At 63.9% G+C, this 13707-nt stretch carries 12 protein-coding genes; 3 read left to right on the plus strand and 9 right to left on the minus strand.

All coding sequences use genetic code 11. From position 1 onward, the window contains the following. Positions 1-52: 52 nt before the first annotated feature. The 4 genes from accC to AC1DXS_RS12210 form a co-directional block, all read right to left on the minus strand. Entirely contained in the window at positions 53-1402 is a 1350-nt protein-coding gene (accC, locus tag AC1DXS_RS12195; RefSeq protein WP_074576243.1) for an acetyl-CoA carboxylase biotin carboxylase subunit, read from the minus strand. A gap of 42 nt (positions 1403-1444) precedes the next feature. Then, complete coding sequence (gene accB / locus AC1DXS_RS12200) at positions 1445-1900, minus strand: acetyl-CoA carboxylase biotin carboxyl carrier protein (protein ID WP_477737753.1); 456 nt, start codon at positions 1898-1900, stop codon at positions 1445-1447. Positions 1901-2235: 335 nt separating this feature from the next. Further along, positions 2236-2793, minus strand: coding sequence for a TlpA disulfide reductase family protein (locus AC1DXS_RS12205; protein WP_477737754.1), 558 nt, complete (start codon positions 2791-2793; stop codon positions 2236-2238). A gap of 6 nt (positions 2794-2799) precedes the next feature. Beyond that, the gene (locus AC1DXS_RS12210; RefSeq protein WP_477737821.1) at positions 2800-3399 is read right to left on the minus strand and encodes a hypothetical protein; all 600 of its coding nucleotides are present in this window, start codon (positions 3397-3399) and stop codon (positions 2800-2802) included. A gap of 153 nt (positions 3400-3552) precedes the next feature. On the opposite strand from AC1DXS_RS12210, the gene mpl reads away from it, so the two are divergent. Continuing rightward, on the plus strand, positions 3553-4980 hold the full coding sequence (gene mpl / locus AC1DXS_RS12215) for a UDP-N-acetylmuramate:L-alanyl-gamma-D-glutamyl-meso-diaminopimelate ligase (RefSeq protein WP_477737755.1): 1428 nt from the start codon (positions 3553-3555) through the stop codon (positions 4978-4980). 41 nt (positions 4981-5021) lie between these two features. Here mpl and AC1DXS_RS12220 read toward each other — a convergent pair whose 3' ends face one another. From AC1DXS_RS12220 to rodA, 5 genes are all read right to left on the minus strand, one after another. Continuing rightward, positions 5022-5333, minus strand: coding sequence for a hypothetical protein (locus AC1DXS_RS12220; RefSeq protein WP_477737756.1), 312 nt, complete (start codon positions 5331-5333; stop codon positions 5022-5024). Positions 5334-5594: 261 nt separating this feature from the next. Then, a complete protein-coding gene (locus tag AC1DXS_RS12225) occupies positions 5595-6719 on the minus strand; it encodes a 3-deoxy-7-phosphoheptulonate synthase (RefSeq protein WP_477737757.1) in 1125 nt (374 codons plus the stop codon). 257 nt (positions 6720-6976) lie between these two features. After that, positions 6977-8500, minus strand: a complete 1524-nt coding sequence (gene tldD / locus AC1DXS_RS12230) for a metalloprotease TldD (RefSeq protein ID WP_477737758.1) — start codon at positions 8498-8500, stop codon at positions 6977-6979. Positions 8501-8604: 104 nt separating this feature from the next. Continuing rightward, positions 8605-9486, minus strand: coding sequence for an NAD(P)-dependent oxidoreductase (locus AC1DXS_RS12235; protein WP_477737759.1), 882 nt, complete (start codon positions 9484-9486; stop codon positions 8605-8607). 10 nt (positions 9487-9496) lie between these two features. Beyond that, positions 9497-10651 carry a rod shape-determining protein RodA gene (gene rodA / locus AC1DXS_RS12240; RefSeq protein WP_477737760.1) on the minus strand — a complete coding sequence of 385 codons (1155 nt, stop codon included), beginning with the start codon at positions 10649-10651 and terminating at the stop codon, positions 9497-9499. A gap of 68 nt (positions 10652-10719) precedes the next feature. Between rodA and AC1DXS_RS12245 the strand changes: the two genes are divergently transcribed. Continuing rightward, entirely contained in the window at positions 10720-11316 is a 597-nt protein-coding gene (locus AC1DXS_RS12245) for a YqiA/YcfP family alpha/beta fold hydrolase (protein WP_477737761.1), read from the plus strand. 76 nt (positions 11317-11392) lie between these two features. Then, positions 11393-13453 (plus strand): ribonuclease catalytic domain-containing protein, encoded by a 2061-nt coding sequence (locus AC1DXS_RS12250; protein WP_477737762.1) that lies wholly within the window; start codon positions 11393-11395, stop codon positions 13451-13453. The last annotated feature ends 254 nt before the right edge of the window (positions 13454-13707 follow it).

Genomic DNA, 13707 nt, shown 5'->3' on the forward strand with positions numbered 1-13707 from the left:
GCAGGGAGCTACACGAAGTGAGCGACCGTGGGGGCCACATCCACCGTGGGGGCTAGCGCTCGCGTTTCGACAGCCACTCTTCAAGGTAGTGGATATTCGTGCCGCCATCCATGAACTTGGCATCCACCATCAGTTCGCGGTGAAGCGGGATGTTGGTGTTGATGCCTTCGACCACGGTCTCGGCCAGCGCCGTGCTCATGCGGGCCAGGGCCTGCTCGCGCGTGTCGCCGTGGACGATGATCTTGCCGATCATGGAGTCGTAATTGGGCGGCACGAAGTAGTTGGCGTAAATATGGGAATCCACCCGCACGCCAGGCCCGCCGGGCGTATGCCAGGTCGTGATGCGGCCCGGCGAGGGAATGAATTTGTAGGGGTCTTCCGCGTTGATGCGGCATTCGATGGAATGGCCCTTGAGTTCGATGTCGCGCTGGGCGAAGGGCAGCTTCTCACCGGCGGCCACCATGATCTGGGTGCGCACGATGTCCACGCCGGTGATCCACTCGGTGACCGGGTGCTCCACCTGCACGCGGGTGTTCATCTCGATGAAATAGAACTCGCCGTTTTCGTAGAGAAACTCGAAGGTGCCCGCGCCGCGGTAGCCGATCTTCTTGACGGCCGCGACGCAGCGCTCGCCGATGCGCTCGATCAGCTTGCGAGGAATGCCGGGCGCCGGCGCCTCTTCCATGACTTTCTGGTGGCGCCGCTGCATGGAGCAGTCGCGCTCGCCCAGCCAGACCGCGTTCTTGTGCTGGTCGGCCAGGATCTGGATTTCGATATGCCGCGGGTTCTGCAGGAACTTCTCCATGTAGACCTCTGGGTTGCCGAAAGCCGCGCCGGCCTCCGCCTTGGTGGTCTGCACCGCGTGCAGCAGGGCCGCCTCGGTGTGCACCACGCGCATGCCGCGCCCGCCGCCGCCGCCGGCCGCCTTGATGATGACCGGGTAGCCGATCTGCTTGGCGGTGCGCTTGATGAGGACAGGGTCGTCAGGCAAGGCGCCTTCGGAGCCGGGCACGCAGGGCACGCCGGCCTTGATCATGGTCTGCTTGGCCGAAACCTTGTCGCCCATGATGCGGATGGATTCGGGCGAGGGGCCTATGAACTTGAAGCCGCTTTTCTCGACCCGCTCGGCAAAATCGGCGTTTTCGCTCAGGAAACCGTAACCGGGGTGGATGGCTTCGGCGTCCGTCACCTCGGCCGCCGAGATGATGGCCGGCATGTTGAGGTAGCTGTCCTTGGAGGGCGCCGGGCCTATGCAGACCGATTCATCCGCCAGCTTGATGTATTTCGCTTCGCGGTCGGCCTCGGAGTACACCATCACGGCCTTCACGCCGAGTTCGCGGCAGGCGCGCTGGATGCGCAAAGCGATCTCTCCGCGGTTGGCGATCAGAATTTTTTTGAACATGCGTCGGTAAGCCTGGTTTGAAAAGGAGGCGCTGCGCCCCGCTTATTCAATGATGAAGAGGGGTTGGCCGTATTCAACAGCCTGGCCGTTTTCCGAAAGAATCTTGGTGACCGTGCCCGACTTGTCGGCTTCGATCTCGTTGAGGATCTTCATCGCCTCGATGATGCAGATGGTTTCGCCTTCCTTGACCACGCTGCCGAGCTCGACAAAAGGCTTGGCGCCGGGGCTGGCGGAACGGTAGAAAGTGCCCACCATGGGCGACTTGACGGCATGGCCGGCGGGGGCGACAGGCGCCGCCTCGGCGGCGGGAGCAGCCGGCGTAGCGGCGACCGGGCCCGCTGCGGGAGCTGCTACCATGGCAACCGGCTGCTGCATCACGACGGGAGCACCGCTGGATTTGACGATGCGTACCTTGCCCTCTGCCTCGGTGATTTCCAGTTCGGAGACGTTGGACTCCGAGACGAGGTCGATCAGGGTTTTGAGTTTTCTTAAATCCATGGGTTCTCTCCAACGACGGTAGATGCTGGCGCGGGATCTGGGCGCAGCTTTTGATTGAAAGGCTGGAAACAGGGCGCACTTGACGTGGCCACCGATCTTCCTTCTTTTTTCACTTACTTTCTGCTTTTACGCTTTAAAGCGCTTATCAGTTAACTACTGCGGGGTGGAGCCAGGCGGCATTCCCCGGGAAAGCGCAGAGTGTACATCAAGCCGGAGGCCATTCCAAACCGTCTGGCGGTTGGTCTCAATTTCCCTGAAACCCCTTCAGACAGTGCCGTTAGGAGCATATTGCCGCAGGTTGGCCGAATTTTGCGACAAAACCCTCGTCAGGACTCCTAGACGAGCTTCGCCCACTGCGCCAGATCCTCTGGCAGGACCTTGCCGATCTTGCGGTGCAGCAGCTCTCCCGAGGCACTGAACACCGCCGTGAAGGGCAGGCTGCCGGCAAGGTTACCCAGGGATTTGCTGAGCTCGGTCCCTCCCAGGCCGGCCATGCCGACCGGAAAATGCAGGGGCTTGCTTTGCAGCCAGGTTCGCACAGCGGTGGGTTGATCAACGGCCAAACCCACTATTTGCAGGTTTTTATCGCGATTTTCCTGGTAGAAGTAATCCAACAAAGGCAATTCCTCGACACAGGGCGGGCACCAGGTGGCCCAGAAATTGACCAGCAAGAGCTTGCCGCGAAAACTGCCCATGGACAGGTTCTTTCCGTCCGGCATGTCAAAGTTCAGGCTCCAGAACGCGTCGGTCGCGTTGCCGGTTGCGGCGCCAGGCGCTGGGGCCACCACCTTCTCATCTACTTGGTGGGGCTGGAATTTCCACCAGGCGGCGCCCACGCCGGCCAGACCAGCCAAAGCGGCTGTACCGCCATAAATCAGGTTTCTGCGGTTCACGTGTTCTCAAGCTCCGGGTTGGATGGATAGCAATTTTTGCACTGCGGCAATGTCGCCCCGTGGCGAACGACCCTTGGTATCGGGCCTGAGGGCACCGCGCAAGTCGTCATGGTCGTAGACCATCAGGTGCACGCCCACCGTTTCATTCAAAGGTTTGCACATGCTTCGCAGGCTGAGCGCTTCCACGCTGTCGCCGGTAAAGCCGGTCACGGTGCGCGGCTCGTAGTCCACATTGTGCTCAATCAACGCGATTTCAGCGGATTTGGGGTCATCGCAGAAAAGCTGGATATAGATATCGGACAGCCGCGTGGCCGTGCCGTGCCAGACGGCACCGCCCAGGTAAGGCCGGAACTGCGCCAGGCGCTCCATCCAGACCAGGGCCAGTTCGCGCAAAGCAGCCAGCTCGGCCGGCTGGGTGTCGGCGCAGAACAGCGCGATGTATTCGCGCACCGCGTCTTCCAGCTCGTCATTGCCGGGGAGCTCGGTACGGGCCGGCAGCGCCAGCTGTTTGACGGCGCGGCGTTTGGCCGGGCCGTATTCCAGCCCTTCCTCGACCACCAGCGCGGCGGCCGTGGCGGCGATTTCGGATTTGAGGGTGTGTGGGATCAAGGTCGGCAGGCCCGCAGGCCGCAAGAGATGCGAAGGGGTCAGGTGATTGTGCCCCGGTTAGGCTCGCGTGGCCCCTTAAAGTTCAGCCCCCGCCGCCGTCCGCCCCTGGTCATGCTGGAGCAGCGAAAGCCCTGCCTAGAATACAGCCCCATGCACATACATATTCTGGGGATCTGCGGCACTTTCATGGGCGGCCTGGCCGCCCTGGCGCGGGAGGCGGGACACAAAGTCACGGGCTGCGACACCGGCGTCTACCCGCCCATGAGCGACCAGCTGCGCGGCCTGGGCATCGAGCTGATCGAGGGTTACGGCGCCGACCAGATGGCCTTCGAGCCCGACGTGTTTGTGGTCGGCAACGTGATTTCACGCGCCCGGCTGGCCGACGGGACGCCCAAGTACCCGCTGATGGAAGCCATCTTGAACAGCGGCAAACCCTATACCAGCGGCCCGCAATGGCTGTCGGGCCATGTATTGCACCACCCCACCCACCATGCGACCGGCCCGCGCCATGTGCTGGCCGTGGCCGGCACACACGGCAAGACCACCACCACGGCCATGCTGACCTGGATCCTGGAGCACGCCGGGCTGAAGCCGGGTTTCCTGGTTGGCGGCGTGCCGCTCAATTTCGGCGTCTCGGCCCGGCTGGGCGAGGGCAATACCTTTGTGATCGAGGCCGACGAGTACGACACGGCGTTTTTCGACAAGCGCAGCAAGTTTGTGCACTACCGGCCGCGCACCGCCGTGCTGAACAACCTCGAGTTCGACCATGCCGACATCTTTGACGACCTGGCGGCCATAGAGCGGCAATTCCACCACCTGGTGCGCACCGTGCCTTCGCAAGGCCGCATCGTCGTCAACGCGGCCGAGGCCAGCCTGCAGCGCGTACTGGCCCAGGGCTGCTGGAGTGAGCAACTACTCTTTGGCAATGGCCTTCTGAACAAGGCCGGCTTCACCGCCCATGGCGAACCGCATGACTTTCATGTGCTCAAGGCCGGCGAAGCCGTAGCCCATGTGAAGTGGGGCATCAGTGGTATGCACAACCAGCTCAACGCCCTGGCCGCCATCGCGGCGGCCGAGCATGTGGGCGTGGCGCCCGAGGCCGCGGCGCTGGCACTGACCGAATTCCAGAACGTCAAACGCCGCATGGAAGTTCGCGGCGTGATCCCGCGCCAAGGCGGCGACATCACCGTGTATGACGACTTCGCCCATCACCCCACCGCCATCCACACCACCGTGGACGGCCTGCGCCGCCAGTTGCAAAGCGCCGGCCGGGGCGGCGAACGCATCCTCGCCATCTTCGAGCCGCGCAGCAACACCATGAAGCTGGGCGCCATGACGGCCCAGTTGCCCTGGAGCCTGGAGCAGGCCGACCTGGCGTTTTGCCACGCGGGCGGGCTGGACTGGGACGCGCGTGCCGCGCTGGCGCCCATGGGCGAGCGCGCCCAGGTCGCCGGCACCATAGCCCAGCTACTGGACCAGGTCATGGCGGCTGCCCGGCCGGGCGACCATCTGCTGTGCATGAGCAATGGGGGGTTTGGCGGGATTCACGCCAAACTGCTGGAAGCGCTCAAGGCCTGAGCCGTTGCCCAGAACGCCTGGGGGCCCCTGGGGGGCTCTCATTAATAACTAATAGAAAGCGTGGCCACGTCGATGTGCACGACGGGCTTGGCCAGCGCCGCGCTGGTCGCACGGGCAAACTCCTGCGCCCACTTGGCCTCGGCGAACTTTGCCGGCCCGGCGGCCTGAGCCACCACCACGACCTTGTCGGCGGTCAGCAGCTTGCCGGTGGGCCGCAGCGGTTCACACCCCATCTGCGTGAACTGGTCGTCCAGCCACCAACGCGCCACGTCGTGCGGCATGGGCTGCACTTCGTTGAGGTCCAGCCGCACGGGTGGGCTGTCCTTGAAGCTCACACTGACTTCACTGCGCATGATGATGGCTCCTGATCAGTTAGAGCCTGTTTACGACCTATTTGGGGCCACGTTGGGATGCAATCGGGATGAGTTGGTGGCCCAGAGCCCGCTGCATAGGCTCCTGCCCATGCAAGGGACTGGGGCGCCAAATCGCCCGATTTCACCCCAACCCGAAGGGCAGGCGTGGCCCCAAATAGGTCGTAAACAGGCTCTTATCCATGGTCGGCGACTTGCGGGTATTGCGGCTATTCGCACAAACCCGCAAGCGGCCGATAGCGCTTACTTGGCGGCGCGCCGCTTGAGCACGGCAGCCGACAAAATTTCCAGCACATCCAGCGAATCGTTCCAGCCCAGGCAGGCGTCAGTGATGCTTTTGCCATATTCCAGCGCTTTCGCGTCGTCCTTGCCGGGGGTGAATTTCTGCGCACCGGGGTTCAGGTGGCTTTCCACCATCAGGCCGAATACATGGCGCGAGCCACCGGCCACCTGGCCTGCGATGTCGCGCGCGACATCGACCTGCTTTTCATGCTGCTTGGAACTGTTGGCGTGGCTGCAGTCCACCATCAGCGTGGCCGGCAGCTTGGACGCTTCCAGTTCCTTGCACGCCGCCGCGACGCTGGCCGCGTCGTAATTGGGCGTCTTGCCGCCGCGCAAGATCACGTGGCAGTCCTTGTTGCCGTTGGTCTGCACGATCGCGACCTGGCCGTTTTTGTGCACCGACAGGAAATGGTGGCCGCGCGCCGCCGCCTGGATGGCGTCGGTGGCGATGCGGATGTTGCCGTCCGTGCCGTTCTTGAAGCCGATTGGCGCCGACAGGCCCGAGGCCAGTTCGCGGTGCACCTGGCTTTCGGTGGTGCGCGCCCCGATGGCGCCCCAGGAGATCAGGTCGCCGATGTACTGCGGCGAGATCACGTCCAGGAACTCGCTGCCGGCCRGCAACCCCAGGCGGTTGATGTCGATCAGCAGCTGGCGCGCGATGCGCAGGCCTTCGTCGATGCGGTAGGTTTCATCCAGGTACGGGTCGTTGATCAGGCCTTTCCAGCCCACGGTGGTGCGCGGCTTTTCGAAGTAGACACGCATCACGATTTCCAGCGTGCCTTCGTATTTCTTGCGCTGCTCAAGCAGCTTGCGGGCATACTCCACCGCCGCGGCGGGATCGTGGATGGAGCAGGGGCCGATGACGACCAGCAGGCGGTCGTCCTTGCCCTGGATGATGTTGTGGATGCTTTTGCGGGTTTTGCTGATCAGCGTCTCGACGGCGGTGCCGCGGATGGGGAAGAAGCGGATGAGATGCTCGGGAGGGGGTAGCACGGTGATGTCCTTGATGCGTTCGTCGTCGGTCTGGCTGGTTTTTTCGACGGTCGCATACCAGTTGTCGCTGGCGGAGGTGGGCTTGGCATTCATCGCAATCTTCCTTTTCTAGGGTGTCGGGTGTCAGTCAGGCAATTCAGGTTCAGTACAAACATTCAGCAAACAGAACAGGCAAAAAAAAACCGCCGGGAGCCGGCGGTTTTTGGAGATTCGGTGCGTTTTATCGGGTCACGCCTTGATCTCTCTACCGCCGAAAGCGCTGGAGAACCAAAAGTAAGCAAAGTAAAACTTGGCCGAATTCATAAGCTGGAATGTAGCACAGGTCCGCGAAAGCCCTGAAAACAGCCGTTTCAGGCCGTTCCGCCTACCGTCAGGCCGTCAATGCGCAGCGTCGGCTGGCCGACGCCGACCGGCACGCTCTGGCCTTCCTTGCCGCAGGTGCCGACGCCGCTGTCCAGGGCCATGTCGTTGCCCATCATGGTGACGCGGGTCAGTGCATCGGGGCCGTTGCCGACAATCGTCGCGCCCTTGACGGGGTAAAGAATCTTGCCGTTTTCGACCCAGAAGGCTTCGCTGGCCGAGAAAACAAACTTGCCCGAGGTGATGTCGACCTGGCCGCCGCCGAAGTTGGTGGCGTACAGGCCCTTCTTGATGCTGGCCACGATTTCCTCGGGCTGCTTGTCGCCGCCCAGCATATAGGTGTTGGTCATGCGCGGCATGGGCACGTGGGCGTAGCTCTCGCGCCGGCCGTTGCCGGTGGGCTTGACTTTCATCAGGCGGGCGTTCAGCGAATCCTGGATATAGCCCTTCAAAATCCCGTCTTCGATCAGCACATTGCGCTGGCTGGCGTTGCCCTCGTCGTCGACATTGAGCGAGCCGCGGCGGTCGGCGATGGTGCCGTCGTCCAGCACGGTGACGCCCTTGGCCGCCACGCGCTGGCCTATGCGCCCGGAAAACGCGCTGGAGCCCTTGCGGTTGAAGTCGCCTTCCAGGCCGTGACCTATGGCTTCGTGCAGCAGGATGCCGGGCCAGCCCGAGCCCAGCACCACCGTCATCTCGCCGGCCGGCGCGGGGCGCGCGTCAAGGTTGGTCAGGGCGGCTTTCACCGCGTCGTTCACATACTCGGCGACTTGCGCGTCGTCGAAATACGCCAGGCCGAAACGGCCGCCGCCGCCGCCCGAGCCGACTTCGCGCCGGCCTTTCTGCTCGGCGATCACCGTCACGCTCAGGCGCACCAGCGGCCGCACGTCGGCGGCCAGCGTACCGTCGGCGCGCGCCACCATGACCACGTCGTATTCGCTGGCGAGGCCCGCCATGACCTGCACGATGCGCGGGTCCTTGGCTTTGGCGAATTTTTCGACTTTTTCCAGCAACTGGACCTTGGCGGTGCTGTCCAGCGTGGCAATCGGGTCCAGCCCCTGGTAGAGCGAGCGGCTGCCGGCGATGCGGCCGGCAGGCGTTTTGACGCGGGCGCTTTTGCCGCCGGCGGAAATGCTGCGCACCGTGCGTGCTGCATCAAGCAAGGAGGCTTCGGAAATATCGTCGGAATAGGCAAAGGCAGTTTTCTCGCCGCTCACCGCGCGCACGCCCACGCCCTGGTCGATGCTGAAAGAGCCGGTCTTCACAATGCCCTCTTCCAGGCTCCAGCCTTCGCTGCGGGTGTACTGGAAATACAGGTCGGCGTCGTCCGCGCCGTACGAGGTGATTTCACCAAGAGCGCGGCCCAGGTGCGCCTGCGTGAGGCCGAAAGGCGCCAGCAGCAGTTTCTGCGCGATCTCAAGCCGCCCCGAGGTCGACTCCACCGTAGGCCTGGCGGCCGAAGAGACCGTGGACTTGTTGGGGGCGGAGGCGTTGGTGGAGCGAAGTGAGGTCATGCGGCCATTGTAGGCAGTCTGCCTGTGCGCCGGGCTGTGTGAAGCGCGAGCCAAGCGGGCCGCGGGGTTTTGCCGCAAATGGGGCGAAACAGCGCGAAAAACGCTCAACCGCCCTCGCCGCCCAGGTGCTTGAACAGCGCGGCGTCGTCTTCGCCCGCCAGCCCGGCTTGGTGGGCCTCGGCAAAGACCCGGCTGGCGCGTTCGCCCAGCGGGCCTTCAAAATCTGCGGCATGTGCCGCCGCCACGGCCAATCGCGTGTCTTTCTCGAGCAGCGTCACATGCGCGCGCGGCGCGTAGTCGCCGGCAATCGCGCGGCGCATGCGGTCAGAGCCAATCCAGCTCTGCCCGCTGGATTGCTCGATCACGTCCAGGGTTTTGCCCAGATCAAGGCCCAGGCGCTCAGCCAAGGCCAGCGCCTCGGCCGCGCCCACCAGGTTGATGCCTGCCAGCAGGTTGTTGACGAGCTTGGTGCGCGCGCCGTCGCCGGGTTTTTCGCTGATGTGAAACACCTTGGCCGACAAATCCCGCAGCAAGCCGGCCTGCTGAGCGTATACCGCCTGCGTGCAAGCCAGCATCAGGCTCATGGAGCCGTCTCGCGCGCGGGCCGGGCCGCCCGACATGGGCGCGTCCAGCGTGTGCACACCGCGCTCGGCCAGCCGGGCGGCGAAGGATTCAACGTCCTGCGGCGCGATGGTCGGGCACAGCATCACCGCGTGGTCGGGCTGCAGCATGCAGGCCAGACCCTGCACGCCAAACAGCACGTCTTCGGTTTGCGCCGCGTCTACCACGCAGACGATGAAGGCCTGTGAATCCAACGGGGCGTCGGTAGGGCTGGCAATGGCTCTGGCGCCCAACTGCACCATGGCCGCAACCTTGACAGCATCAATGTCGCAAACACGGACATCCCAGCCCTTGGCCAGCAGGTTGGCCGCCATGCCGCCGCCCATATTCCCCACCCCTATCACGGTCACGATGCGGGCGTTCACGCGGCGGCTCTCAGGTCTGCACCAGGCGCTTGGCCTTGGCGATGGACATCAGCATGCCCAGCGCCAGGCCCAGCGTCACCATGGCGGTGCCGCCGTAGCTGATGAAAGGCAAAGGCACGCCCACCACTGGCAGGATGCCGCTGACCATGCCCATGTTGACGAAGGCATAGGTGAAAAAAATCATGGTCAGCGCCCCCGCCAGCAGGCGCGCGAACAGAGTCGAGGCCTCCAGCGCGATGGCCAGCCCGCGCAGGATCAGGAAGATGAAGCCGGTGATCAGCAGCAGGTTGCCCAGCAGGCCGAACTCCTCGGAGTAGGCCGCGAAGATGAAATCAGTGGTGCGCTCGGGGATGAACTCCAGGTGCGTCTGCGTGCCGGCCATGAAGCCCTTGCCGGTGATGCCGCCAGAACCGATGGCGATCATGCCCTGGATGATGTGAAAGCCCTTGCCCAGCGGGTCGCGCGACGGATCCAGCAGGGTGCAGATGCGCTGCTGCTGGTAGTCGTGCAATATGGGCCAGCGCACACCGTCGGCGCAGATTTGCGGCTCGAACCACACCACCAGGAACACCCCCACCAGGCCCAGCAGCACCGGCGGCAAGATCAGCTTCCAGCTCAGGCCCGCGAAAAAGATCACCGCGAGGCCGGCGGCCAGCACCAGCAGCGAGGTGCCCAGGTCGGGCTGCTTCATGATCAGGCCCACCGGCATCGCCAGCAACAATCCGGCGGCCAGGAAATCCAGCGGGCGCAGCTGGCCTTCGCGTTTCTGGAACCACCAGGCCAGCATCAGGGGCATCGCGATCTTGAGGATTTCACTGGGCTGTATCACCACCCCCACGTTGAGCCAGCGCCTGGCGCCTTTTTTGGTCACGCCGAAAACCGCGACGGCCACCAGCAGGGTCACCCCGACGATGTAGAGCGGCACGGCAAAGGCCATCAGGCGTTGCGGCGGCACCTGCGCCACCACGAACATGATGGCCCCGGCGATCAGCATGTTGCGGCCATGGTCGACAAAGCGGGTGCCGTGGTCATAACCCGACGAATACATGATCAGCAAGCCCGCGCAGGCCAGCAGGAAGACGGCAAACGCCAGCAGGCCGTCAAAACCCTGCAGCAGGGGCAAAGTTCGCTGGTAAAGAGAGGGTTTGTCGAAAACGGCGGCCATGGCGGGGATTATCCGCCAGGGTCCGCGGCCAAAGCCAAAGACCGTGGGCTCCCGTCTACCATGGCGGAATGCGCACCACCCACCTGCTCTACCTGCACGGCTTTCGTTCCTCGCCACAGTCCATGAAAGCCCGGAAAATGGCGGCCATCGTGCGGCAGCGCCATCCCGCTGTGCACTGGTGGTGCCCGCAGCTTCCGCCGTCGCCCGACGAGGCCTTGCGCGGCGTCATGGACGAAATCGCCCGGTGGCCGCAACAGGCCGGCTACCAAAGCCTGGCCGTGGTCGGCTCCTCGCTGGGCGGCTTTTACGCCACCGCCGTGGCCGAACGCACAGGCTGCAAGGCCGTGCTGCTCAATCCGGCCGTAGAGCCGGCGCGCGACCTGGCCCGCTATATCGGCGAGCAAACCGCCTGGCACAACCCTGATGAGCATTTTTTCTTTGAGCCGCGTTTTGTCGAAGAACTCAAAGCCCAGCATGCTGGGCCGCTCAAGGCGCCCGGCAATTATCTGGCCATCATCGCCAAGGGCGACGAGGTGCTCGACTGGCGCGAAATGGCGGGCCGCTACGCAGGCACCCACCTGCGCATCCTGGACGGCGGCGACCATGCGCTGAGCGACTTCGACGCGCATGTGCCGGAAATCCTGGATTTCCTGGCCTTGGCCTGAAACGCGACCAAACGGGGCCTGATTACACTAGTCCCAAGTCACCAAAGACACCCAAAGACACCAAAGGGATCCCGTTTTGTTTGTATTGTTTGAAGAAGCCGGCAAGTTTCTGGCCGGCCGCATTTTGTCCGAGAGCGACGCCTCGCTGCAGGTGGAGCTCGACTCGGGCAAGCGCGTCAAGGTCAAGGGCGTCAATGCCCTGCTGAAGTTTGAGAAACCCTCGCCCGCCGACTTGATGGCCGCCGGGCAAAAACTGAGCACCGACATCGAGCTGGACCTGGCCTGGGAATTCGCCGGCGAAGGCGAATTCGGCTCTGCCGACCTGGCCCGCGATTACTTCAGCGCCGACGGCAAACCCGCGACGCTGGAGCAGCAGGCCGCGGCGCTGTTCCGCCTCTACGACGCGCCGCACTACTTCCGCCGCGCCGGCAAGGGCCGCTTCAAGAAGGCGCCTGCCGAAATCCTGCAACAGGCGCTGGCCGCCATCGAGAAGAAAAAGCAGGTTGCGGCACAAATCACCGCCTGGGCCGAGGAGCTGGGCCGCGGCGAATGCCCCGCGCCCGTGCGCGAGCAGCTCTACAAAATCCTGTTCAAGCCCGACAAGAACAGCCCCGAGTACAAGGCCGTGGTCGAGGCCTCGCGCGCCACGCACACCGCGCCGCTGGATTTGCTGCAAAAAGCCGGCGCCATTGCCTCGCCCTACCAGTTCCATTGGAAGCGCTTTCTGTTCGAGAACTTTCCCAAAGGCACGGGCTTCCCGGCGCTGCAGGCGCCCGAAGTCAAGGATGAGTTGCCGCTGGCCGACGTCAAGGCGTTTTCCATTGACGACTCAGCCACCACCGAAATCGACGACGCGCTCTCCGTCCAGGGCCTGGGCAGCGGCACCGTCACCCTGGGCATTCACATCGCCGCACCCGGCCTGGCCGTGCAGCCCGGCAGCCCGATTGACGTTGTGGGCCGCGCGCGGCTTTCCACCGTCTACATGCCGGGCTACAAGCTGACCATGCTGCCCGACGAGATCGTCAAAAGCTACACCTTGCAGGAAGGCCGCAACTGCCCTGCCCTGTCTCTGTACCTCACGCTCGATGAAGCCACGCTGGAAATCAAGGAAAGCGTGACCCGGCTCGAGCAGGTGCCCATCGTGAGCAACTTGCGCCACGACATGCTGGACAGCACTTTCACCGAAGCCTTTTTCGAAGCCGCGCAAATCAACCCGCCCACAGCCGTGCAGTGGGGCGTGGAGCTCACCTTCCTGCACCGGCTGGCCAGACACCTGAAGGCGCAGCGCGAAATCGTGCGCGGCAAGCCCGAGAACTTCAACCGGCCCGACTACAACTTCCGCCTCGACAACCCCACGGGCGGCGAGCCCCAAGGCAACGAGGCCGTCAGCATCAGCACGCGCCAGCGCGGCGCGCCGCTGGACTTGATCGTCGCCGAGGCCATGATCCTCGCCAACAGCACCTGGGGCCAGTGGCTGGCCGAGCACGGCGTGCCCGGCATCTACCGCAGCCAGGCCAGCCTGGCGCCCGGCGTGAAGGTGCGCATGGGCACCAAGGCCTTGCCGCATGCGGGCATAGGCGTCAAAAGTTACGCCTGGAGCACCTCGCCGCTGCGCCGCTACACCGACCTGGTCAACCAGTGGCAGATCATCGCCTGCGCTCGCCACGGGCGCACGGCCGCGCTGGCCGCGCCCTTCAAGCCCAAGGACGCCGAGCTGTTTTCCATCATTTCGGGCTTTGACGCCGCCTACAGCGCCTACAACGGTTTCCAGGCCGGCATAGAGCGTTACTGGACCCTCAAATACCTGCAGCAAAACGGCATCACCGAGCTGACGGCCATTGCCTTCAAGGACAACCTGGTGCGCGCCGACGAGTTGCCGCTGGTGTTGCCCGCCGTGGGTGCGCAAGGCCTGCCGCGCGGCGCGAAGGTGCGCGTGCGCCTGGGCGAGATCGACGAGATCACGCTGGACGTGTCGGGCACGGTGACCGAGCGGCTGGACGTGGAGATTGACGAGTCGCCCGACCCGTTGGGCGAAGATGACGGCGAAACCGAAATGGCCGCCGGCCCGATCTCCATCGCAGTCGATGTCAATGAGCCACAAACCGATGCCGCCGCTGCGGCTCCGGTGGACGGTTGACGCCGGATTTCGCGCATAAACCCCGATAATCTCTTTCTGTGAAGAACCTAGGGCCTGTTAACACTATGTTTGCAAGATGCGTTGCGAGTCAAAAAGGCCTTGAGCAAGGCGCAAAACGCAGGCGGGGCGAGCCCCGGCGAGGCTTTGCAACGCCGCGCAAGGCCTTTTTGATCGCAACCCGGAGGGAATGGGTTGAAAACAGCACCACTCCGCGTTGCACTCCTAGCCCAGACGCCCAGTCTGGGCGTCGTCGC

It is taken from the genome of Polaromonas sp. P3_B1, assembly GCF_056402935.1.

Coding starts and splice junctions, on each gene's coding strand:
- tldD (WP_477737758.1), bottom strand. CDS start 8,500: ATGACCTCACTTCGCTCCACCAACGCCTCCGCCCCCAACAAGTCCACG.
- rodA (WP_477737760.1), bottom strand. CDS start 10,651: ATGGCCGCCGTTTTCGACAAACCCTCTCTTTACCAGCGAACTTTGCCC.
- accC (WP_074576243.1), bottom strand. CDS start 1,402: ATGTTCAAAAAAATTCTGATCGCCAACCGCGGAGAGATCGCTTTGCGC.
- accB (WP_477737753.1), bottom strand. CDS start 1,900: ATGGATTTAAGAAAACTCAAAACCCTGATCGACCTCGTCTCGGAGTCC.
- mpl (WP_477737755.1), top strand. CDS start 3,553: ATGCACATACATATTCTGGGGATCTGCGGCACTTTCATGGGCGGCCTG.
- AC1DXS_RS12245 (WP_477737761.1), top strand. CDS start 10,720: ATGCGCACCACCCACCTGCTCTACCTGCACGGCTTTCGTTCCTCGCCA.
- AC1DXS_RS12220 (WP_477737756.1), bottom strand. CDS start 5,333: ATGCGCAGTGAAGTCAGTGTGAGCTTCAAGGACAGCCCACCCGTGCGG.